The organism is Corallococcus sp. M7 (genome assembly GCF_054512695.1).
This window is the reverse complement of record NZ_CM137252.1, coordinates 2,101,140-2,122,096: the sequence shown is the minus strand read 5'-3', so window position 1 is coordinate 2,122,096 and position 20,957 is coordinate 2,101,140. Positions and strand designations below refer to the sequence as shown.

Here is a 20,957-nt window from a genome sequence, read left to right as displayed (position 1 = left end):
TCCCCCCTCATGACCTCTGCCCTCCTCCGTCCGTTCGTCCTGGCAGCCGTTTCCTCTTCCACGCTGGTCCTGGGCGCGTGTGCTGGCGGCGCCGCCGCGACCCGCCCCGCGGAGTCCCTCTCCGTCCGGGAGCTGAACATCGTCGACGAGAATGGCCAGACGCGCATCCGCATCGCGTCGCCCATGCCCAACCCCCAGGGCCTCAAGCGCGCCGTCATCGCCCACGGCATCCAGTTCCTCAGTCCCACCGGGCAGGAGATTGGAGGGCTGGGGATGCTGGACTCCATTGGCATCCGCGGGCTCTGCTTCGACAGCGAGGAGGGCTACGAGGCCATGTGCATGGGCCTGGAGCAGGGAAAGCCCACCGTCACCTTCCGGCACGACTGGAAGGAGCGCATCACGATGGGCGTGGTGGATGGCGTGGCGAGCATCGTGATCCACGACGCCCAGGGCACCCCGCGCCTCAAGCTGGAGGTGGACAAGGACGGCAAGGCGCGGACCGTCGGCGTGACGCCCGCGCCAGCCGAGCCTTGAGCCACGTCAGCGCGACTCCGTCTCCGGTGCTCCGGGCAGGTGCACGCTGAAGCGCGCGCCGCCCAGCGGCCCCTCCTCCACCAGGAGGGTGCCGCCGTGCTGGGTGACGATGGCGTGCACGATGGAGAGCCCCAGGCCGCTGCCGCTCGCCTTCGTCGTGAAGAAGGGCTCGAAGAGCCTCGCCCGCGACTCCACCGGCACGCCGGGCCCACTGTCGTCCACGAAGAGCACCACCTCTTCCCTGCGCGCGCTCGCGCTGAAGCGCACCCGGCCTCCCGCGGGCGTCGCCTCCAGCGCGTTGAGCGCCAGGTTCAGCAGCACCTGCCGCAGCCGCTCCTCCTCCCCCCACACCTCCAACGCGCCCGGCGGCTCCACCTCCAGCGTCACGCCGCGCTGCTCGGCCTGCCAGGCCAGGAGGCTGCCCACCCGCTCGAACAGCGGGGCCACCGCCACGGCGCCCGACCTGAACTCACGGGGACGGGCGAACTGGAGGAAGTCCTCGAGGATGTGGTCCAGGCGGCGGATCTCATCCCGCACCAGCAAGAGCGGCTCCAAGAGCGGCCCCTGGACGGACGCCTCCAGCCTGCGCACCCGCCGCTCCAGGACGGTGAGCTGGAGGCCGGCGGCGTTGAGGGGGTTGCGGATTTCATGCGTCAGGCCCGCGGTCAGCGTGCCCACCGCGGCCAGCTTCTCCGACATCTGCGCGCGCCGGGCCAGCGCCTGCTTCTCGCGGTGCAGCCGCACCTGGCGCAGCGCCTGCTCCAGGGTCACCAGCAGCTCCGGCGTGGCGCAGGGCTTGAGGAGGTACGCGCACGCGCCCGCGTGCACCGCGGCCACCGCCGCCTCCAGCATGCCCAGGCCCGTGAGCAGCACCACCTCTCCGTCCGGCACCAGCGCCTTGAGCCGAGGGGCCAGCCACGAGCCCTCTCCGTCCGGCAGCCGGACGTCCACCAGCGCCACGTCGAAGCCCGCCGGCGCCCGCTCCAGCGCCCCCGCGCAGCTCGTCGCGCTGGAGACGACGTAGCCCTGGTCCTCCAGCAGCTCCTTCATGTTGTCCAGGAACGCCGCGTTGTCATCCACCACCAGCACCCGGGGCCGCTCCTCCTTCGTGCTCCCCGTCCCCGTCACGCGCGGTCTCCGTGCACGCGCTCCAGCGCGGCGAGCAGCGCCCCGGTGTCGAAGGGCTTGCGGATCCACCGGCCCTCGAAGTCCGCGGGCAGCGCCTCCGGGTAGGCCGTGACGACGAAGGGAGTGGTTCCGGGGAAGCGCTCCCGCACGCGGCGCAGCGCCTCGCCGTCGGGGCCGCCCGGCACGCGCAGGTCCACGAGCGCCGCGAAGGGGTGGACGGACTCCAGCCCCGCCACGTCCGGCACCGAGCGCGCGACCACGGCCGTGAAGCCGCGCTCGCGCAGCGCTTCCGTGAGGTTGTCCGCGAGCTGGGCGTCGTCCTCCACCAGCACGACGAGCCCGTCGCGGCGGGCCCGCCCGAGCAGCTCCACCAGCGCGGGCACCGGCACCGGCTTGGGCAGCACCGCGAGCACGCCCTCCGCGCGAGCCCGCGCGAGCTCGGCCTCGCCGGGGTGCGCGGTGACGACGATGGCCGCGAGCCCCGGGTCCCGCTGACGCAGGTGGTGCACCAGCGCGGCGCCGCTCATCCCGGCCATGCGCATGTCGGTGATGAGCACGTCGTAGCGCGTCTCGCGCGCGGCCTGGAGCGCGGCCTCGCCCCGGTCCACCACGGTGGCCGAGTGGCCCTGGTCCTCGAGGATCTCCGCCAGGTTCTCCGCGAAGGCGCGGTTGTCATCCACCAACAGGAAGCGGCCCATCAGGAAGGCTCCGGCGTCAGGGGAAGCTCCACCACGAAGCGGGCCCCTCCCGGCCCGGCGCCGGCTTCGGAGGGAGCGTACGCGATGCCGCCGCCGTGCCGTTCGAGGATGCGCCGCACGAGCGCCAGGCCCAGCCCCAGCCCGCGCGCCTTCGTGGTCATCAGCGGCTCGAAGACGCGCGCGCGGATGGCCGGGTCCAGGCCCGGGCCGCTGTCCTCCAGCACCAGGCGGACCCGCCGCGCCCCGTCCTCCGGGACGTCCGCCGTCAGCCGCACCTCGCCCTCGCGCTCGCCCAGCGCCTGCACCGCGTTCTGCAGCAGGTTCACGAAGACCTGCCGCAGCTGCACCGCGTCCCCCTCCAGCGGGGGCAGGGCCTCCAGCCCCTCGTCATGCACGCGCACATGAGGGGGCGGCGCGACGGCCTCCCGCGCGGAGGCCCAGACCTCCGTGAGCCGCAGCGGCGCGCGGACCAGCGGGCGGGAGCGGATCATGTCCAGCAGGCTGGTGACGATGTGGTTGGCGACCTCCACCTGTTCCCCGATGCGGTCCAGGTGCTTGGTCACGCGCGCGTCCTCCTTCGCGGCGGGGCGGCCCTTGAGGATGAAGAGCGAGGTCTCGATGACGCCCAGGGGGTTGCGCAGCTCATGGCCGATGGAGCCCACGAGCTGGCCGAACGTCGCCAGCCGCTCGGCCCGGGCCGCCTGGGCCAGCAGGTCCTCGCGGTACGTGTGCAGCATGATGGCGAGCTCCAGGTCGAGGATCTTCCCCAGCGCCCGGTCCAGGCGGGCGGCCCGGGCGGGGTCGCCGCGCAGCGCCTCCTCCAGCACCGCCGTCAGCTCCTGGCGCAGCAGGTTCATGGCGCCGAACATGTAGTGCTGCGGCAGGTGGATGCGCACGTGCACCCGCCCGATGCGGCAGCGGCGCTCGAAGTAGGCCTGGTCCCACGGCCCCAGCAGCAGCGACCCCATCCAGTCCTGGAGCGTCACCTTGAGGTGCCCCACCCGGCTCTCGCCCCCCTCCAGCGCCTCGCGCGCCCCCGGGTGTTCGAGGATGCGCCGGTAGAAGACGTCCGCGATGCGCTCGAAGTGCGCGCAGGCGATGGGGTGCAGCTCTCGCAGGGCCTCCCCGTCAATGGCGGAGAACCCCACGTAGCGCTGGAGCTCCTCCAGGATGTCGTCCGTCACGCCTCCAGGTCCGGCTTCCATGGCGAATCCTCAATCCCTTCCTTGCGCGCGGGGCCTCAAGACGCGGCCGGCTCCTCGTCCGGGCCAGCGCCACCGCCGCCGTATTCCTTGAGCTTGTATTGAATCTTCCGCACGCTGATGCCCAGCACCTCCGCGGCGCGGGTGGTGGAGCCCTGCACCATCTCCAGCGTGCGGAGGATGGCCTCGCGTTCGATGACAGCGAGCGTCGCGCCAGGGATGAGCCGGTCGCCGCCCCCGGCGCTGGGGCGGGGGCCTCGCAGCACGGGCGGCAGGTCGTCCGCCGTGAGCTCCTCGCCTCGCGCGAGCACCACGGCGCGCTCCACCGCGTTCTCCAATTCGCGGATGTTGCCCGGCCAGTCGTGGCTCATCAGCGCCTCCAGGGTGCCGGGCGCCAGCCCCTTCACGGCCTTGCCATGGACCCCGTTGCAGCGCTCGATGAAGTGGCTCACCAGCGCGGGGATGTCCGCCTTGCGCCGGCGCAGGGGCGGCAGCGTCACCGCCACCACGTTGAGGCGGTAGTAGAGGTCCTCGCGGAAGCGGCCCGCCTTCACCTCCGCCTCCAGGTCGCGGTGGGTGGCCGCGACGATTCGCACGTCCACCTTCAGCGTCTGCGTGCCGCCCACGCGTTCGAACTCACGGCCTTGCAGCACGCGCAGGAGCTTCACCTGCACGGCCGGGGAGATTTCGCCAATCTCGTCCAGGAACAGGGTGCCCCCGTCCGCCAGCTCGAAGCGGCCCTCCTTGCGCGCCAGGGCACCGGTGAAGGCCCCCCGCTCGTGGCCGAACAGTTCGCTCTCCAGCAGGCCCTCGCTGAGCGCCGCGCAGTGCACCTTCACGAAGGGGCGCGCCTTGCGCGGGCTGAGCTCGTGCAGCGCCTGGGCCACCAGCTCCTTGCCCGTGCCGCTCTCCCCCAGGATGAGCACCGTGGCCCGCGTGGGGGCCGCCTGGTGGATGAGGGAGTAGACCCCCTGGAGCTCGGGCGCGTCCCCGATGATGTTGCCCACGCGGAAGCGCTCCGCCACCCGCTCCCGCAGCTGCCGCGTCTCCTGCTTCAGCCGGCGCGTCTCCAGCGCCTTGGCCAGCACGACGAGCACGGCGTTCAGGTCCAGCGGCTTGGTGAGGTAGCTCTCCGCGCCCAGGCGCATGGCCTCCACCGCCGCCTCCACCGTGGCGAACGCCGTCATCATCACGAAGGCCGCGTCGCTGCCGTCCTCCTTCGCGCGGCGCAGCAGGGTGACGCCATCCATGCGCGGCATCCGCACGTCGGTGAGCACCAGTGCGGGTGAGAAGTCCGGGAGCGCGGCGAGCGCCTCCGCGCCGTCCGCGGCCTGCCGGACCTCGTACCCCTCCTCCGAGAGGAGGGTGGCCAGGGCGCGCCGCGCGTTCACCTCGTCATCCACGACCAGGATGCGTTCTGGGGCCATGTCCCCCCTTACCAGACCTGAACCGGGGGCATTCACGCGTCCGCGTCCCGGGCCCGCGCGTCCGCGCACGTCAGGCAGCAGCGCGCCTCCGGGACGGCGAGCAGCCGCTGCCGGCCGATGGCGCCCCCACACCGCTCGCAACAGCCGAAGCGGCCCTGCTCGATGCGCTCGAGCGCCGCCTCCACCTCCTCCAATTCGCGCGGCGGCGGACGCGCTCCCCGGGCGGGCGGGCGGGCCGCCACCGCCACGTCCGCCCGCACCGTCCGCAGCGCGTCCCGGCGGGACAGGAGCATCCGCCGCGCCAGGGTCGTCATGGAGTCACCGTGCATGAAGTCCTCGTCCGCGCGGGCTTCAGGAGGCAGGGGGAAGTGACAGGGAGGCGGAGCGCCTGCGCCGCGCCGCGAGCACGCCCGGCACCGCGAGCACCGCGACGGCCACCGTCACCAGCGCGGCGCCCGCCAGCTCCCGGACGCTCACGCCGGGGAGCCCCAGCCACGCCGCGAGCACGGCCGTCGCGCCCACGCCCGCGAACACACTGGAGGCGCGGTTGATGGGCACGGTGAAGGTGTTCTCCCGCGCGTCCAGCAGCACCAGCCCCCCGAAGATGCCGCCGCCCTGGGAGAGCAGCCCCACGGCCAGCTCCACGGCCAGCGTGGGCCGCGTGAACATCCCGGTGAAGCCCTCGCGCAGCTGCGCCGCCGCGCCCCCCACGCCCGCCAGGGCCCACAGCGCGAGCAGGACGACGAGCGCGGGCGCGGCCACCATCTGCTCCTCCACGAAGTAGCGCTCGCGCGCGCCGGGCACGTGGTTCTTCGCCAGCCGGCTCATGAAGCGCAGCCGCACGAAGTAGCTGACGACGTACACCGCCCAGTCCACCCCCGCCACCAGCGACAGGCGCGGCTCCGCGCCCGGCCCCGTTGCGACGAGCAGCGCCAGGAGGCTCACCCCCAGCGCGACGCGGGAGGGCCACGCGACGTGACGGCCGCTCACCGCGTCCACCAGCGGCGCGAGCACCAGCACGCCGCCGCGCATCAGCAGCATCATGAAGACGATGGACGTCCCGTCGAAGGTGTACGCCAGCGTGGTGGTGGCGATGATGCCCGTGGTGCACAGGCCCGACAGGAAGGTCCAGCGCCCCGGCCAGGGAAGGCTCACCGGCCCGAAGCGCCGGCGTCCCGCGTGCTGGAAGGCGCCGCTCCACGCCAGGTACGCGAACATCCCCACGAGCGTGGCCAGCGCCGTGGAGGGCAGCAGCACGAAGCCCGGCAGCCCCTCACCCATCCCTGGCAGGGCGCCCAGGCTCAGCGCCTTCGTCAGCGCGCTGTAGGGCAGGTAGCAGGCGAAGTACCCCAGCGCGAACCACCCGATGGCGACCGGGGCCTTGGGAGGCGCGCTCATCGTCCGTCCGCCATGCACCCGGGGCAGCACCGGGCCTCGGGCACGACCTGGAGCCGCTCGGCTTCGATGAGGGCGCCGCAGTCCTCGCACCGGGGCAGGCCGTCCGGCGGCAGGTGCTCCAGCGCGCGCTCCAGCACCTCCAGGGCCCGCGCCTCGCGAGCGTCGAGCGCGTCGAGCAGCCGCGTCTCCTCCAGGGCCACCGCGCGGTCCACCCACTCCGGGGCCCCGGCGCCGGTGACCTCGCGCAGCAGCTCCCGGTTCTTGCGCCTCAGCTCCAGCAAGGCCCGCCACCGCTGACGCAACCGCCGGTCCGCCTCTTCACGCGTGGCATTCATCAAAGCGTCCTTCCGTCTCCCGTATCGCGTCCCGGGCCCCCCACTTCGCGCGGCCCACGTCCGTTCCTCTACAGGATGCATGCCAGTCTTGTCCCGGGCCGTGCGCGGTGCGCCCCGCAGGAGTTGCAGGCAGGCCCCCGTGCACCGCGCAACGCTTGCGCCCACCCCGCCCCGGGAACCGGTGTCCCCGCCGCGCATGGCGGATGCAGAGTCGTCCGGCGAAAAGCCCGCGGCCGCCTTCGCGCGCCGCGAAGGGAGCCGGCCATGCGCATCGCCTTCTTCGATACCCACCGCTTCGACCGCACCGCCTTCGAGGAGGCCAACGCCGCGTTCGGCCACGAGCTCACCTGGTTCGAGCCCCGCCTGACGCCGCAGACGGTGGGGCTGGCGGCGGGCTTCCCCGGGGTGTGCTCCTTCGTGAATGACCGGCTGGACGGCCCGTGCCTCCAGGCGCTGGCGCAAGGGGGCACGCGGCTGGTGGCGCTGCGCTCGGCGGGCTTCAACCACGTGGACCTGGCGGAGGCCGCCCGGCTGGGGATGACCGTCGTGCGCGTGCCCGAGTACTCACCCGAGTCCGTGGCCGAGCACACCGCGGCGCTCGTGCTCGCGCTCAACCGCAAGGTGCACCGCGCCTACGCGCGGGTGCGAGAGTGGAACTTCTCGCTGGACGGGCTGGTGGGGTTCGACCTGCACGGCAAGACGGTGGCCCTGGTGGGGCTGGGGCGCATCGGTCGCGCCACGGCCCGCATCTTCCACGGCTTCGGCTGCCGGCTGCTCGCGGTGGATCCCCAGCTGAAGGACGAGGACGCGCGGCGGCTGCACCTGGAGCCCGTGGCGCTCCCGGAGGCCCTGGCCCGGGCGGACATCCTCTCGCTGCACGTGCCCCTCACGCCCGGCACGCGCCACCTCATCGACGCGGCGGCGCTCGCGCGGATGAAGCCTGGGGCGATGCTCATCAACACCGGCCGCGGGGCGCTCATCGACAGCCAGGCCCTGCTGGCGGCGCTCAAGTCGGGCCACCTGGGGGCCGCGGGGCTGGACGTGTACGAGGAGGAGGAAGGCGTCTTCTTCCAGGACCTCTCCGACCAGGTGCTCCAGGACGACGTGCTCGCGCGGCTGCTCACCTTCCCCAACGTGCTCATCACCGCGCACCAGGCCTTCCTCACCCGTGAAGCCCTGGGCGCCATCGCCCGCACCACGCTCGAAAGCATCCGCCGCTTCGAGCGGGGCGAGCCCCTGGAGGCGACGGAGGTCCGGGCCGAGCAGGTGCTCCCGCGCTGAAGGTCCGGCCGTGCGCGGCGGGCCTGCCTACTCCAGCGTCACGCGCTCGCCGTCGCGCGCCACCCGCACGCGCCACCCCAGCCGCTCGCGGATGCTCGTCGCCAGCGCTTCGCTGGCGGCAGGCTCCCCGTGGACGAGCCAGGTCTCGCGCGGCGGGCGCGGGAAGGTGCGCAGCCAGTCGAGCAGCTCCTCCCGGTCCGCGTGCGCCGACAGGCCGTCCACGGTCTCCACCCCTGCCCGCACGGGGACGTCCTCCCCGTGGATGCGCACCGTGGCCGCGCCGTCCTGGAGCGCGCGCCCCCGGGTGCCCGCGGCCTGGTAGCCCGCGAGCACCACGGTGTTGCGCGGGTCCGGCAGCAGGTGCTTCAGGTGGTGCAGCACCCGGCCGCCGGTGGCCATGCCGCTGGCCGCGAGGATGACCCGGGGGTCCGTCCTCGCCAGGAGCGCCCGGGACGCCTCCGCGGTGCGCACCCAGTGGTGCTCCGAGGCGCACAGCGGGCAGCGCGCCTGCTCGACGAGCCGCTGCATGTCCACGTCATGGTCCTCCGGGTGCAGGCAGTAGAGCGCCGTCACGTCCTGCGCCATGGGGCTGTCCAGGAACACGGAGACGCTCGGCAGGCGCTGCGCGTCCCTCAGGCGGTGCAGCGTCCAGAGCAGCTCCTGCGCGCGCCCCACCGCGAAGACGGGGATGACCACCACGCCGCCCTGGTGGACCGTGCGCGTGATGACGCGCGCCAGGTGCTCTTCCGGGAATGCCGCGTGCACGCGGTCGCCATAGGTGGACTCCAGGAGCAGCACGTCCGCCCCGGGCACCGGCTCCGGGTCGCGCAGGATGGGGCGGCCCGGGCGCCCCAGGTCGCCGGAGAAGACCAGGTGGCGGGCGGCGCCCCCTCGCCCCCACGCGACGTCCACCGTGGCCGAGCCGAGGATGTGGCCCGCGCGCCGGAAGGTCACCTCCAGCCCCTCGCCCACGGCGAAGGGCGCGCCGTAGGGGTGCGTGCGCACGAGCGCGAGCGCGCGCCGCGCGTCCTCCACCGTGTAGAGCGGCAGCGCGGGCTGATGCCGCGAGTAGCCGTGGCGGTTGGCCCGCTCCGCGTCCTCCTCCTGGAGGTACGCGGCGTCGAGCAGCAGCGGCTCCAGCAGGTCCGCCGTGCCCGGCGTGCAGTGGACGGGGCCGCGGAAGCCCCCCCGGGCCAGCAGCGGCAGGGCGCCCGAGTGGTCCAGGTGGGCGTGGCTGAGGACCACGGCGTCCACCGTCACCGGGTCGAACGGCGGCGGCGCCCAGTTGCGCAGGCGCAGGCCCTTGAGCCCCTGGAACAGGCCGCAGTCGAGCAGCACGCGGCACCTTCCACGGCCCTCCCGCTCCAGCAGGAACCGGGAGCCGGTGACCGTGCCCGCCGCCCCCAGGAACCGCAGCGAGGCCGTGGCCTCTCCCTCTTCCGTCATGTGCATGCCCCTCTCCTTCGCGTCACGAGGACTCCGCCATCCGCCGCCACGCCTCAGCCGTTCGGCGTCGCCACCGCGCGGCCCGCGATGACGCCCGCGCGCAGGCGCCGGTAGGCGTCCTCCACCTGCTCCAGGGGGACCAGCTCCACCTCCGTGCGGATCCGCCCCGCCTCCGCGAGCGCCACGACCTCCATCAGCTCCGGGATGGAGCCCCAGTACGTCGTCGCCACGGAGCACTCGTAGGGGACGCGGAAGAAGCCCACCGGCAGGGAGCCCCCACCCAACCCCACGACGGTGAGGTGCCCCAGCGTGCGCGCCATCCCTGCCGCCAGTTGGAGCGTGCCGTCGGTGCCCACCATGTCCACGACCAGGTCCGCCCCCTTGCCGTGGGTGAGCTCCCGCACGCGCTCGACGGCGGCGTCCGCGAGCACGGCCTCGTCCGCGCCGTCGCGCCGGGCGATCTCCAGCTTGCGGGGGGACGTGTCCACCGCCACCACACGGGCGCCCGTGAGCGCGTGCAGCACCTGCACGCCCATCTGCCCCAGCCCGCCCACGCCAATGACGACCGCCGTGGAGCCCGCGCCCAGCAGCGGCAGCGAGCGCTTGATGGCGTGGTACGACGTGAGGGCCGCGTCCGCGAGCGGGGCGGCCTGACGCGGATCCAACCCCGCCAGCGGCACGACCAGGCGCGAGGACGGCACGAGCAGGTAGGGCGCGAGCCCTCCGTCACGCCCCAGACCTCCGCCGGCGTACGGCATCTGGCCCTGGCGCTCGCAGTAGTTCTCCATCCCCTGCCGGCACCGGTGGCACCGGCCGCAGCCCCAGTGTCCCGCGACCAGCACCGCGTCCCCCGGGCGCAGGCCGGCCACCCCCGCGCCCGTCTTCTCCACCCAGCCCGCATTCTCATGGCCCAGCGTGAAGGGCAGCCGGTAGTCCAGCGTCCCCGCCTCCCAGTCCATCAGGTGCAGATCCGAGTGGCAGAGGCCCGCGCCGCCCACCTTGATCAACACCTCGCCGGGGCCCGGCTCCGGCACCTCCACCTCCCGGAAGGCGGCGGGCTGCCGCCACTGCATGAGCGAATAGGCCTTCATGATTGGCTCCTTGGATGGGGCGCCCCATCCCATGGGGTGAAGTCAAACCTGGGCATGGGGCGCGCCACGGCCTGACGCCTCGCCGCGCGGCAGCAGCTTGCGCAGCTCGAGCACGCTCACCGGGATGAGCCCCAGGCCCAGGGCGAGCACGAGGTGCGCGGGGGCGAGCGGGACGAGCGAGAAGAACGCGGCGAGCAGGGGCACCTCCGGCAGGGCGACCTGGAGCGCCAGCGTGCCGGCGACCACCGCGAGCAGCGCCCGGTTGGTGAACGTCCCGACCTGCCAGTGGAGCATCCCGGCGCTGCGCGCGGCGAAGGCCCGCAGCACCTGGCAGAACACCAGCACGGTGAACGTCAGGGTGCGTGCCTCCTCCAGCGACAGGTGCCGGAGCGCCCAGAGGAAGGTGCCCAGGGTGACGCCCGCGTCCAGCAGGCCGGTGGCCAGCACCGCCGCCCACTCCCGCCGGCCCAGCATGGGCGCCTCCGGCCGGCGCGGCGGCCGCCGCATGACGTCCGGAGGAGCGGGGTCCATGACCAGCGCCAGGGCCGGCAGCCCGTCGGTGACGAGGTTCACCCAGAGCAGGTGCAGGGGCAACAGCGGCAGGGGCAGCCCCAGCAGCGACGCGCCGAGCATCAGCACCAGCTCTCCGCCGTTGCCGGCCAGCAGGTAGACGAGCGTCTTGCGGATGTTCTCGTAGATGCCGCGCCCCTCGCGCACGGCCGCCACGATGCTGGCGAAGTTGTCGTCTGTGAGGATGAGGTCGGACGCCTCGCGGGTGACCTCCGCGCCGGTGCGGCCCATGGCGATGCCGATATGGGCCTCGCGCAGGGCGGGCGCGTCGTTCACGCCGTCGCCCGTCATGGCGACCACCTCCCCGCGCGCCTTCCACCCGCGCACGATGTGGAGCTTCTGCTCCGCCGTCGCCCGCGCGTGCACGACGCCCTCCGGCGACTCGCCCTCGCGCAGCAGGCCCAGCTCCCTCGCGATGGCCAGCGCCGTGGCGGGGTGGTCGCCGGTGATCATCACCGTGCGCACCCCGGCCTCGCGCGCCGCGCGCACGGCCTCCACCGCTTCGGGCCGGGGCGGATCCGCGAGCCCCACCAGCCCCACCAGCGTGAGGTCCCGCTCGTCAGGGCCCTTCCCCTCCGCCACGGCCAGCACGCGCAGGGCGCGCCCCGCCAGCGAGGCCAGGGCCTCCGCCACGCCCGGAGGCACCTGCCGGCACAGCGGAAGCAGCACCTCCAGCGCGCCCTTCACGTAGAGCACGCCGTCCGAGCGCAGGATGCTCATGCGCCGCCGGTCCGAATCAAAGGGCTGCTCCGACACCCGGGGGCGCTCGCGCTCCACGTCCGAGCGCTCCACGCCCCGGGTTCGCGCCGCCGCGAGCAGCGCCAGCTCCGTGGGGTCGCCGGCGCCGGGCTCCTGCCCCTGCCCCAGCTCCGCGTCGCAGCACGCCGCCGCCACCTCCAGCACGCGCTGCGTGGACTCCGGGGGCCACACCTCGCGCACCTCCATGATTCCCTGGGTGAGCGTGCCCGTCTTGTCCGTGCAGATGACGGTGGCGGCCCCCAGCGCCTCCACCGCCTGCATCCGCCGCACGAGCACGTGCCCCTTCACCATCCGTTGAACGCCCACGGCGAGCGCGAGCGTCACCACGGTAGGCAGGCCTTCCGGCACCGCCGCGACCGCGAGCGCCACCGCCGCGAGCAGCAGATCCACCCCCGCCTGTCCCCGCGCCAGCCCCAGGCCCGCCACCAGCGCGCCCACGGCCACGCACAGCACCAGCAGCATGCGGGTGACGCCCTCCAAGCGCTGTTGCAGCGGCGTCTGGGGCTCCTGCGCCGTGCGCACCAGGTGCGCGATGCGGCCCAGCTCCGTGTCCATGCCGGTGGCCGTCACCTCCGCCACCGCCGTGCCCGCCGCCACGGAGGTCCCCATGAAGACGCGGTCCCTTCGCTCCGCCAGCGGGGTGGAGTCCGGCAGCGCGCCCACCTGCTTGTCCACCGGGGTGCTCTCCCCCGTGAGCGCCGCCTCCAGCGTGAGCAGCGCATGCGCGGAGAGCAGCCGCGCGTCCGCCGCCACCACGTCCCCCGCCTCCAGCACCAGCGCGTCCCCCGGCACCACCTGGGACGCCGGAATCACGGCGCTCACGCCGTCGCGCAGCACCCGCGCGTTGGGAGCGGTGAGCGCGCGCAGCGCCAGCACGGCGCGGTCCGCGCGGTACTCCTGGAGGAAGCCCACCAGCGCGTTGAGCACCACGATGGTGGCGATGGCCACCGCGTCCGCGCCCTCGCCCAGCAGCGCCGCCACGCCGCACGCGCCCAGCAGCAGCCACACCATGCCGGAGCGGAACTGGCGCCCCAGGAAGAGCCACGCGGAGCGGGGCTGCTCGCGCGTCAGGGTGTTGGGCCCGTACCGGCGCAGGCGCGCCTCGGCCTCCCGCCGGTCCAGGCCCCAGCGTGGCTCCGGAGCCGCCACCACCGCCGCCGCCGCGCCCCCCACCGCGCTCATCGAGACACCGCCCACGCGCCACGCCGCGCCACGCGGTGGCCACGAGCGCCATGCCCACCACGGCCCCCTACGCGGTGGCCACACGCGCCACACTCGCCACGGCGCGCCACGCGGTGGCCTCGCTCGGGGTCCAGCCAACCATGGAGAGTCATTGCGGTTGCTCCTGCGCCAGGGATGCCCGCGCCGGGTTGCGAAGCCCATGCCGTCAAGGGAGACGGGGGCCGGGTCCCCCGGGAGGCGCAGCTTTTGCGCCCGCGCCTCCGGGCGCCGCAACCCTTGCGCGGGGCGGGCCGGGGACGCCGGAGGGGACGGGACGGCACGCATCCTGAAGAGGCCTGACGGCAACAGCGGGGCGCGCTCCCAGCGCGAGCCCACCACCGGAACGTCCCGGTGTGGCGCCTTCCCCCCCGTCCGGAGCCCCGCCATGGCCATCCTCTGCGCAACCGACCTCTCCGAAGGTTCCCGTCAGGCCGCGGAGGTGGCCGCGCGAATCGCCGCCCGCCGGGGCCTGCCGCTCTGGCTCGTCCACCAGGTCCACCCGGATCAGCTCCGGGTCGCGGCCGAGCCCGTGCGCGAAGGGCTCAAGGCGCTGCTGCGCGAGGAGGTCCGGCGGCTGGAGCCGCTGGGGGCGCGGGTGGAGTCCTCCCTGCTGGAGAGCGGCTCCTCGCGAGCCCTGGCCGTCTTCTGCGACGCGCACGAGGCGCGGCTGCTGGTGGTGGGGACGCCCCGCGAGGAGCCCGCCGCCCTGGGCTCGGGCATCAGCCTGGAGCGCATCGCGCGCAACTGCGCCGTGCCGCTGCTGCGGGTGCGTGACGCCGCCCCCTTCGAGGCCTGGCTCACGGGCGCGCGGCCCCTGCGGGTGATGTTCGGGGTGGACCGCTCACGGGGCAGCGAGGCCGCCCGGCGCTGGCTGGAGGAGCTGGGCGCGGATGGCCCCATCGAGCTGCTGGCGGGCCATGTCTATTACGCCTTCGAGCAGTGCCGGCGACTGGGACTGCCCACCCCCATGAACCTGGATGAGGTGGCGCCCCGCATCGAGGCCGTGCTCCACCGCGAGGTGGCGGCGCTGGCGGACGCGGGCCAGGGCACCGCGCCGCGCGTGCACCTGCGCATGGCGGTGGGCCGCGCCGCGGACCACCTCGTGGACCTGGCCCGGGAGCAGGAGGTGGACCTGCTCGTGGTGGGCACGCACCCGCACAACGCCCTGGGCAACCTGGCCTCGGTGGCGCACCACGCCCTGCGGCTCGCGCCCATGTCGGCGGCCGTGGTGCCGGTGAGCCCCGCGGCCTCCCGGGGCGAGGTGCCGCTGCCCCAGGTGCGGCGGCTGCTGGTGGCCACGGACCTGTCACCGCTCGCGGACGAGACCCTCCCCTTCGCCTTCGCGCTGGCGCCCGCGGGCGCGGAGGTGCACCTGGTGACGGTGATTCCCGAGCGCGCCGGAGCGGAGCTCCACCGCGACCTGAAGCAGCGCCTGCTGGAGCGCGTGCCGAGGGGACTGGACGCCCGGGAGGTCACCACGCGGCTGGAGGTCCTCCACGGCGAGGACGTGGCGCTCGCGCTCGTGCAGGCCGCGGAGCGGATGGACGCGGAGCTGCTCTGCCTGGGCTCGCGCGGCCACGGGGGCGTGAGGGAAGCCCTGCTCGGGTCGGTGGCGCGCAAGGTGCTCGCCCTGAGCCGCCGGCCCGTGCTGGTGCTGCGCCCCCCGCTGCGCTGAAAGCGCTGAAGCGGCCTTGCGTCAGCGCGCGGCGGGAACCCCGCCGCGCTGGCTGTAGCTGTCACAGATCGCCAGGTACTCGTCGCTGTCCATGGCGAGCGCGGCGACCCGCAGCTTCTTCACGCGGGGCTTCGCGAGCGTGGTCTTGATCTGCACCATCTTGAGGATGGGCAGGCCCATGTACGACTGGGCGTAATAGACGTTCTCCTCCATGTCCCCCCAGGCGATGAGCACGCCATCCGGGAAGCGGATGCCGTCCCGGCCGATGAGCAGCACGGGGCTGTCCAGCTTCCCCAGCGCGCGGATGCAGTTGAAGAGCATCCAGGCCGAGGACAGGGTGATGAGCGCGATGGCGATCCAGAGGTTGCTCACCGGGAGCGCATGCACGGTGAGCGCGCCGAAGCCGAGCGTGGCCACCACCCAGATGACCACGCCCGCGATGAGCTTGCCCCGCGAGTAGTAGATGGCGCGCGGCTTGTCCGCCTGCTTCTTGGACTGGGGGGAGCGGTAGATTTCCATGTCGGGATGCCCGTGGGTGCGTCAGCCGGCCAGCCGGTCTGAGAGATAGGCCAGCAGGACTGGCGAGTTGATGACCTTCGCTTCGTCGAACTTCCGGGCCTGGCCCTGGGCGACGATGACCAGGTCGCGGGACGCGGCGCCCTGCTCCACCTCCTCCTGGAGGCGGATGCTCTCGATGTCGTCCCAGCGCCAGAGCTTGCCCCGGTGGATGAGCCCCGCCTCGCCCAGCACGAGCGGCCCGAAGCGCACCGGCTTCCCCGCGGAGACCTGGTGGTTCACGCGCTCCAGCAGGCGCGACACGACCTGCTCCAGCACCGCCGCGTGCAGGACGTCCGGGTCGCTCCACAGGTACAGCCGCAGCCGCAGCGTTCCCCCCGCGTGGCGCAGGATGAGGCAGTCGTCCCCGTACCGTTCGATGACCTCCCGCACGTCCCGCCACCGCAGCCGCGTGCCGTCCGCGCGCAGGCCCTCGTCGTCCACCGTGAGGGTGTGCGGCGCCAGGAGCCAGGCGTAGAGGTCGTTGGCCCGCCAGATCAGGATCCAGAGGCAGCAGGGGATGCACACCAGCAGCAGGTAGAAGCCGAACCCGCTCCGGAGCACGTCCTGGACCACCGGGTGCGGAAGCAGGGGCACGCCCAGGGGGTCCAGCAGCGCCGCCAGCTCCACGTAGAGCAAAGCCAGGCCCGCGAGGAACCAATACACCGAGTGGGTTGGAAGGATCTTGTGGTGCGAGCGCTTCAGTGCTGCCTCCAGACGGGCCTGGGCGGCACGTCTATAAACAATCAATCCTGTCTCCGCGACGTGTTTCGCCCCTCGGAAGTACGTTCTCGCGGCCTGGGAAAAACACATCTCACACACCGAGACAGCGTTGTCTGGCCTTGCCTGGAATCTCCCGTTTCCAAAAGCAACACAGTCCTGGTGTATCGCGACGAGCACAGTGGCCCCGGAGCGCAATCGCAGACATCCACGGTCCCCGCCGGGACCCAGGTTCCACCGCCCGGATTCACAAGCGGCGCGGCGGGGCTAGAGTCGCGGCCCATGCACGTCCTGCATCGCGGTCAGGCCCCCCAGAAGCCCCTCCTGCTGCGCCCCCTGTTCGGCGGGGTGCAGCGCATCGGCATGCGGTCGGAGACCACCACCACGCTTCGCGACGCGGGCCGCGGCAAGCCCGGCCCCGCGATGCCGGGAGTGCAGATGGTGATGGCCGTGGAGGTGTTGCGCGTGCTCCCGGATGGCAGCGCGCGCTACCGCTTCACGCTGGAGGAGGTGGACCTGCTCGTCGCCGCGCGCACGCCCGTGAGCACCGTGGAGGCGGCCCGCGCGCAGCTCACACCCCTGCCCGGCCTGAAGGGCGAAGGCCAGGTGGCCCCCAACGGCCGCTCCACCGGCTTCGAGTGGAAGCTGCCCGCGGACCTGTCCGCGCCCGTGCGCGGCCAGATGCAGCAGCTTGCGGGGATGCTCAAGGACCTGGGCACCTTCCTGCCCGCAGAACCCGTGGGCATCGGAGCCCGTTGGGAGGAGAAGGGCGCGGGCAGCGGCGCCCTCACCGGCGCGAACACGCGCGTGGAGCTGCGCAGCCTGGAGGGCCAGTCCGTGGGCCTGCGCCTCCAGATGGAGACGCCGCGCACGCCCCAGCCCGTCCCCGCCTCGCTCCGCCCTCCTCCGGGTGAAAAGGGCGAAACCACCATGCACACCGAGGCGAAGGGCCACGGCGGCTGCCTGCTGTCCCTGGACCGACTGTGGCCCATCCGCCTGGAGATGGACGTGGAGTCCCACGTCGCTGTCCGAGCGGGCAAGCCGGACGCCCCCAAGCGCTTCGACGGCTTCACCACCTCCCGGCTCCAGGTCCGTGAGCTGTCCTTCACCCCGCCCCGCCTGCGCGCCGCCCGCACAGTGTAGGCCAATGCCTACCTGAAATTCCGGTCCCCCTGGGTCAACAGGCAACCCGGGACGGGTTGATGCGATAATGGGGAAAAGGATTGCACCCGGTGGCGGGGGACGCTGCGGTTCCAGGGCGCCAGTATTGGACCCACCGAGGGCAGAGAAGTCTTCGGAGACAGACGATGGCGATCGACGGACCTCGTAACAACGGCCTCCCGCGCACGCTCCCGCAGCAGCCGCCGGCCCCCAAGCCCCCTCCTCCGCCACCGCCGCCTCCCGCGCCCAAGCCCGCGCCTCGCGACCGCTCCAGCTTCGACAGCACGCAGGGCCGGACCGGCCCGTCGCTGGGGACGCCCACGAACGTCGCGACGACGCGCAACACCGTGGCCGGCCCGCCGGCACCGCCCGCTCCCGCCCCGCAGGCCCCGGCGCCTGCTCCCGCTCCGGCCGCGCCCACGTACACCCAGGCCCAGGCGGACAAGGACGCCAGCGCCCTGCGCGAGGCCATGGACGGCGGCATGACCGGGTGGGGCACCGACGAGGACAAGATCTTCCAGACGCTCGAGGGCAAGACGCCCGAGCAGATCGCGATGATCCGCCAGAGCTACCAGGACCACTACGGCAAGAACCTGGATGCGAAGATCCGGGACGAGCTGGGTGGCTCCGACCTGCAGCGCGCGGAGGGCCTGCTCCAGGGCAACGGCGCGAAGAGCGACGCGGTCAACCTCCAGTCCGAGATGGACAGCGTCTTCGGCTCCAACGAGGACATGCTGAAGATCCTGGAGAAGCGCTCGCCCGCGGAGCGCCACGCCATCGCGCAGCAGTACGCGGACATGAACGGCGGCGTGCCCGCGGGCCAGAAGCCCGAGGACGTGCTGCTCGCCCGCATGGGCCGCGAGATGGACGGCGCCCAGTTGGAGCGCGCCCGGAGCATGCTCAACGCGGGTCAGGCGTCCACGCCCGCGGAGGCCACCGCGCTGGAGACCCGGGCGCTCAAGGCCGGCCTGGAAGAGGACATGGCGGGCTGGGGCACCGATGAGGGCCGCATCTTCGAGCGCCTGGAGCGCGCCACGCCGGAGCAGCGCGCCATCCTCGCGCAGGACGAGGGCCTCAAGGCGAAGCTCAAGGACGAGCTGTCCACCGAGGAGTACGACCGCGCCATCGGCCTGATGCAGGGCAACCCGGCCCAGGCGGACGCGGCCCGGCTGCGCGAGGCCATGAACGGCTTCTTCGGCGCGGACGAGAGCGGCGTGCGCGACATCCTCCAGGGCAAGACGCCGGATCAGATCAACGCCATCAAGGCCGAGTACCAGAAGCAGACGGGCCAGTCGCTCGACACCCAGGTGCGCGGCTGGGACGGCGGCGACCGGGACGTCACGCTGCGCATGCTCAACCCGCCCGCCGCGGACGACGCGAAGGGGCAGGCGGAGGCCTCCGCGGAGCGGCTGTTCCTGGCCATGGACGGCATGGGCACGGACGAGGACGCCATCCGCTCCGAGCTCGCCGGCAAGTCCAAGGCGCAGCTGGACACCATCGCCGCCGCCTACCAGCAGAAGTACGGCAAGGACCTGCGCGCGGAGCTGGACGGCGAGCTGGACGGCCGCGACGAGCTGGAGCTGCTCAAGCAGGACTACGACCTGGGCGCCATCGACCCCAACGACCCCAACGCCGCGCAGGAGCGCGTGCGGCGGCTGCGCGAGGTCCAGCAGAACGAGTCCGGCTTCGGCGTGAACCTGCTGGACGGCATCCAGCACCTCACGAAGGGCGAGTCGGACAACGACATCCTCAACCGCAACCTGGGCCGCGCCGACCAGGCCATCGCGACGGGTGACACCCAGCGCGCGAACACGCTGACGGGCTACGCCACCGAGGACGTGAAGGCGCTCCAATCCGCCAAGGACTCGCTGGCGGAGACCACGGCCACCGTGGCCGTCGTCGCCGCGACCACCGTGGCCGTCGTCGCGACGGGCGGCGCGGCCACGCCCCTGGCCATCGCCGGGTACGCGGCGGTGGGCGCCACCACGCGCGCGGCGACGTACGCCGCCATCCAGGGCGGCGCCGCCGGGGCGCAGGACCTGAGCCGCCAGGCGCTCATCGGCGCCGTGGAGGGCGGCACGGCGGTGATTCCCATTGGCAAGGGCGCCTCCGCCGTCGCGGGCGGCACGCGCGTGGCGGCCACCCAGGCCACGGAGGCCGCGGTCCGCACGACCGTGCGGGAGACCGCGGAGGGCACCGTGCGCACCGCCATCAAGCAGGGCATCAAGGAAGGGGCCTACGGCGGCGCGGCCGGTGGCGCCATGGACGCGGCCACCCAGTCCGAGACGTGGAAGGACGGCGCGCTCACGGGCGTGGGCCGCGTGGCCACCCGCGCGGTGACGGACGGCACCGTGGGCGCGGTGACGGGCGGCGTGATGAGCGGCGGCCTGGCCAAGGGCGCGGACATGCTCAAGCCGCGCGAGATCCCGGTGATCCACAACCCGGACCTGCCGGGCAACACCACCAAGGTCCGCTACGACAACGGCCAGGTGCGCATCGAGGCCGGGCCGCACGCCACGCCCGCGGACATCGCCGCGCATCAGGAGACGGCGCGCCTGCTCCAGAAGTACGAGGGGCCCACCGGGCAGATCCGCCAGCTCAAGGACCGCATCCAGCAGGCCCTCACCCGCACGCCGGGCTACGGCACGCAGGGCTTCGAGTCCAAGCTGGAGGTGCAGAAGCTCAAGAACATCCTGGGCGGCCTGGAGGCGGCGCAGAAGCGCATCGACGACAGCATCGCGGGCATGAGCGGCAAGCCCACCGCGGCCACCGTCGCCGAGCGCGCGGCGCTCCAGCGCGACATCGCCAACGTGGAGTTCCAGATTGAATTCCACGCCAGGCGGCTGGAGTCGCTGGCGCCGGGCACGGGCTCCGTGGCCATGCATGGCACGCCGGGCGCCACGACGCCGGACTGGGCGGGCGTGGGCACGACGGTGAACACCGTGGGTCAGGTGACGCCGCCCCCGCAGGTGCCCATGACGGCCGCGGAGGACGCCGCCATCAACGGCCCGCGCAATGCCGCGACGGAGACGCCGCAGCAGTTCAAGGCCCGCCAGGCCGAGGGGCGCCGGGTGTACTCGGAGCGCACCTACGACCCGAAGACCCGGACCCAGGCGGAGCTCAACCGCGACGCGGACCCGGCCGTCTTCACGCAGCTGGATTCGGCGGGGAACAAGGTCCCCATCGAATCGCAGCAGATGGCCAAGGTGCGCGCGGAGCGGACCCAGACGGAGATCCTGCGCCGCGGCGTCATCCGCGAGCAGCAGCTGGCCGCGGCCTTCCCGAACGGCCCCACGCTCAACGTGGCCGCCAACGACGCGGCGCACGGCGCGGCCCACAACGCGCACACCATCGACCGGCACGGCGCGTCGGTGCCCACGAACATCGCGGACGCGCCCCCGGGAGCGCGCACCATCGAGAGCCGCGTCACTGACGGCGCCGGCTGGGGCAAGGTGGAGAACAACTCCTTCCAGTGGTCCAGCGACGCGACCATGGATGCCACCATCAACAAGTACGTGGCGGACAACTGGGACACCATCAAGACGAACCTGGCGCTGTACGGCCACAGCGACCACCTCAGCATCCCCGTGCCTCCCGGCACGACGGTGGGCAACGGCTTCACGGCCACCGTGGACTCGGCGGGCACCCGCAGGGCCGTCCCCGCGAACGCGGGCAGCTACAACGTCAAGCTGCGCCTCATCGACGGCACGCCGCCGCAGGTGATGGTATTGACCGCCTTCCCTGGTCCCTGAGGCT

Annotated in this window: 17 protein-coding genes; 5 read left to right on the top strand and 12 right to left on the bottom strand. The window is 73.4% G+C overall.

Features of this window, described 5'->3' with window-relative positions; translation table 11 throughout:
• Positions 1-9 precede the first annotated feature (9 nt).
• Positions 10-534, top strand: coding sequence for a hypothetical protein (locus tag ACX114_RS08900; protein ID WP_459296634.1), 525 nt, complete (start codon positions 10-12; stop codon positions 532-534).
• A 6-nt stretch (positions 535-540) separates the two neighbouring features.
• Here ACX114_RS08900 and ACX114_RS08895 read toward each other — a convergent pair whose 3' ends face one another.
• From ACX114_RS08895 to ACX114_RS08865, 7 genes are read right to left on the bottom strand one after another with little or no spacing between them, the layout of a single operon-like run.
• Positions 541-1,662 (bottom strand): sensor histidine kinase, encoded by a 1,122-nt coding sequence (locus ACX114_RS08895; RefSeq protein WP_459296632.1) that lies wholly within the window; start codon positions 1,660-1,662, stop codon positions 541-543.
• Positions 1,659-2,360 carry a response regulator gene (locus tag ACX114_RS08890; protein ID WP_459296630.1) on the bottom strand — a complete coding sequence of 234 codons (702 nt, stop codon included), beginning with the start codon at positions 2,358-2,360 and terminating at the stop codon, positions 1,659-1,661. The genes ACX114_RS08895 and ACX114_RS08890 overlap by 4 nt, the downstream gene beginning before the upstream one ends.
• Positions 2,360-3,544 carry a protoglobin domain-containing protein gene (locus ACX114_RS08885; protein WP_459300099.1) on the bottom strand — a complete coding sequence of 395 codons (1,185 nt, stop codon included), beginning with the start codon at positions 3,542-3,544 and terminating at the stop codon, positions 2,360-2,362. The genes ACX114_RS08890 and ACX114_RS08885 overlap by 1 nt, the downstream gene beginning before the upstream one ends.
• A 56-nt stretch (positions 3,545-3,600) precedes the next feature.
• Complete coding sequence (locus ACX114_RS08880; protein WP_459296628.1) at positions 3,601-4,989, bottom strand: sigma-54-dependent transcriptional regulator; 1,389 nt, start codon at positions 4,987-4,989, stop codon at positions 3,601-3,603.
• A 32-nt stretch (positions 4,990-5,021) separates the two neighbouring features.
• Entirely contained in the window at positions 5,022-5,318 is a 297-nt protein-coding gene (locus ACX114_RS08875; RefSeq protein WP_459296626.1) for a TraR/DksA family transcriptional regulator, read from the bottom strand.
• 22 nt (positions 5,319-5,340) lie between these two features.
• Positions 5,341-6,387 (bottom strand): hypothetical protein, encoded by a 1,047-nt coding sequence (locus ACX114_RS08870; RefSeq protein WP_459296624.1) that lies wholly within the window; start codon positions 6,385-6,387, stop codon positions 5,341-5,343.
• Positions 6,384-6,722 (bottom strand): TraR/DksA family transcriptional regulator, encoded by a 339-nt coding sequence (locus ACX114_RS08865; protein WP_459296622.1) that lies wholly within the window; start codon positions 6,720-6,722, stop codon positions 6,384-6,386. The genes ACX114_RS08870 and ACX114_RS08865 overlap by 4 nt, the downstream gene beginning before the upstream one ends.
• 264 nt (positions 6,723-6,986) lie before the next feature.
• On the opposite strand from ACX114_RS08865, the gene ACX114_RS08860 reads away from it, so the two are divergent.
• Positions 6,987-8,003: a 2-hydroxyacid dehydrogenase gene (locus ACX114_RS08860; RefSeq protein WP_459296620.1), complete on the top strand. Its 1,017-nt coding sequence runs from the start codon at positions 6,987-6,989 to the stop codon at positions 8,001-8,003.
• A gap of 27 nt (positions 8,004-8,030) precedes the next feature.
• Here ACX114_RS08860 and ACX114_RS08855 read toward each other — a convergent pair whose 3' ends face one another.
• The 3 genes from ACX114_RS08855 to ACX114_RS08845 are packed head-to-tail and all read right to left on the bottom strand — an operon-like array spanning position 8,031 to position 13,051.
• Positions 8,031-9,449: an MBL fold metallo-hydrolase RNA specificity domain-containing protein gene (locus tag ACX114_RS08855; RefSeq protein WP_459296618.1), complete on the bottom strand. Its 1,419-nt coding sequence runs from the start codon at positions 9,447-9,449 to the stop codon at positions 8,031-8,033.
• A 53-nt stretch (positions 9,450-9,502) separates the two neighbouring features.
• Complete coding sequence (locus ACX114_RS08850) at positions 9,503-10,540, bottom strand: NAD(P)-dependent alcohol dehydrogenase (protein ID WP_459296616.1); 1,038 nt, start codon at positions 10,538-10,540, stop codon at positions 9,503-9,505.
• Positions 10,541-10,582: 42 nt separating this feature from the next.
• On the bottom strand, positions 10,583-13,051 hold the full coding sequence (locus ACX114_RS08845; protein ID WP_459296614.1) for a cation-translocating P-type ATPase: 2,469 nt from the start codon (positions 13,049-13,051) through the stop codon (positions 10,583-10,585).
• A 424-nt stretch (positions 13,052-13,475) separates the two neighbouring features.
• On the opposite strand from ACX114_RS08845, the gene ACX114_RS08840 reads away from it, so the two are divergent.
• Positions 13,476-14,765 carry a universal stress protein gene (locus ACX114_RS08840; protein WP_459296612.1) on the top strand — a complete coding sequence of 430 codons (1,290 nt, stop codon included), beginning with the start codon at positions 13,476-13,478 and terminating at the stop codon, positions 14,763-14,765.
• 21 nt (positions 14,766-14,786) lie between these two features.
• On the opposite strand, the gene ACX114_RS08835 is transcribed toward ACX114_RS08840, so the two are convergent.
• Both ACX114_RS08835 and ACX114_RS08830 read right to left on the bottom strand, forming a co-directional pair.
• Positions 14,787-15,284 carry a hypothetical protein gene (locus ACX114_RS08835; protein ID WP_459296610.1) on the bottom strand — a complete coding sequence of 166 codons (498 nt, stop codon included), beginning with the start codon at positions 15,282-15,284 and terminating at the stop codon, positions 14,787-14,789.
• A gap of 21 nt (positions 15,285-15,305) precedes the next feature.
• Positions 15,306-16,070 carry a DUF6585 family protein gene (locus ACX114_RS08830; protein WP_459296608.1) on the bottom strand — a complete coding sequence of 255 codons (765 nt, stop codon included), beginning with the start codon at positions 16,068-16,070 and terminating at the stop codon, positions 15,306-15,308.
• A 252-nt stretch (positions 16,071-16,322) separates the two neighbouring features.
• Here ACX114_RS08830 and ACX114_RS08825 point away from each other — a divergent pair, with 252 nt between their 5' ends.
• A complete protein-coding gene (locus ACX114_RS08825) occupies positions 16,323-17,183 on the top strand; it encodes a hypothetical protein (RefSeq protein ID WP_459296607.1) in 861 nt (286 codons plus the stop codon).
• A gap of 164 nt (positions 17,184-17,347) precedes the next feature.
• Positions 17,348-20,953, top strand: a complete 3,606-nt coding sequence (locus ACX114_RS08820) for an annexin (protein ID WP_459296605.1) — start codon at positions 17,348-17,350, stop codon at positions 20,951-20,953.
• Positions 20,954-20,957 lie beyond the last annotated feature (4 nt).

Excerpts from the sequence above, each read along its gene's own strand:
- ACX114_RS08845 (WP_459296614.1), bottom strand. The coding sequence starts at position 13,051 with ATGAGCGCGGTGGGGGGCGCGGCGGCGGCGGTGGTGGCGGCTCCGGAG.
- ACX114_RS08855 (WP_459296618.1), bottom strand. The coding sequence starts at position 9,449 with ATGACGGAAGAGGGAGAGGCCACGGCCTCGCTGCGGTTCCTGGGGGCG.
- ACX114_RS08870 (WP_459296624.1), bottom strand. The coding sequence starts at position 6,387 with ATGAGCGCGCCTCCCAAGGCCCCGGTCGCCATCGGGTGGTTCGCGCTG.
- ACX114_RS08865 (WP_459296622.1), bottom strand. The coding sequence starts at position 6,722 with ATGAATGCCACGCGTGAAGAGGCGGACCGGCGGTTGCGTCAGCGGTGG.
- ACX114_RS08875 (WP_459296626.1), bottom strand. The coding sequence starts at position 5,318 with ATGCACGGTGACTCCATGACGACCCTGGCGCGGCGGATGCTCCTGTCC.
- ACX114_RS08825 (WP_459296607.1), top strand. The coding sequence starts at position 16,323 with ATGCACGTCCTGCATCGCGGTCAGGCCCCCCAGAAGCCCCTCCTGCTG.
- ACX114_RS08890 (WP_459296630.1), bottom strand. The coding sequence starts at position 2,360 with ATGGGCCGCTTCCTGTTGGTGGATGACAACCGCGCCTTCGCGGAGAAC.
- ACX114_RS08900 (WP_459296634.1), top strand. The coding sequence starts at position 10 with ATGACCTCTGCCCTCCTCCGTCCGTTCGTCCTGGCAGCCGTTTCCTCT.
- ACX114_RS08835 (WP_459296610.1), bottom strand. The coding sequence starts at position 15,284 with ATGGAAATCTACCGCTCCCCCCAGTCCAAGAAGCAGGCGGACAAGCCG.
- ACX114_RS08860 (WP_459296620.1), top strand. The coding sequence starts at position 6,987 with ATGCGCATCGCCTTCTTCGATACCCACCGCTTCGACCGCACCGCCTTC.
- ACX114_RS08840 (WP_459296612.1), top strand. The coding sequence starts at position 13,476 with ATGGCCATCCTCTGCGCAACCGACCTCTCCGAAGGTTCCCGTCAGGCC.
- ACX114_RS08880 (WP_459296628.1), bottom strand. The coding sequence starts at position 4,989 with ATGGCCCCAGAACGCATCCTGGTCGTGGATGACGAGGTGAACGCGCGG.
- ACX114_RS08820 (WP_459296605.1), top strand. The coding sequence starts at position 17,348 with ATGGCGATCGACGGACCTCGTAACAACGGCCTCCCGCGCACGCTCCCG.
- ACX114_RS08850 (WP_459296616.1), bottom strand. The coding sequence starts at position 10,540 with ATGAAGGCCTATTCGCTCATGCAGTGGCGGCAGCCCGCCGCCTTCCGG.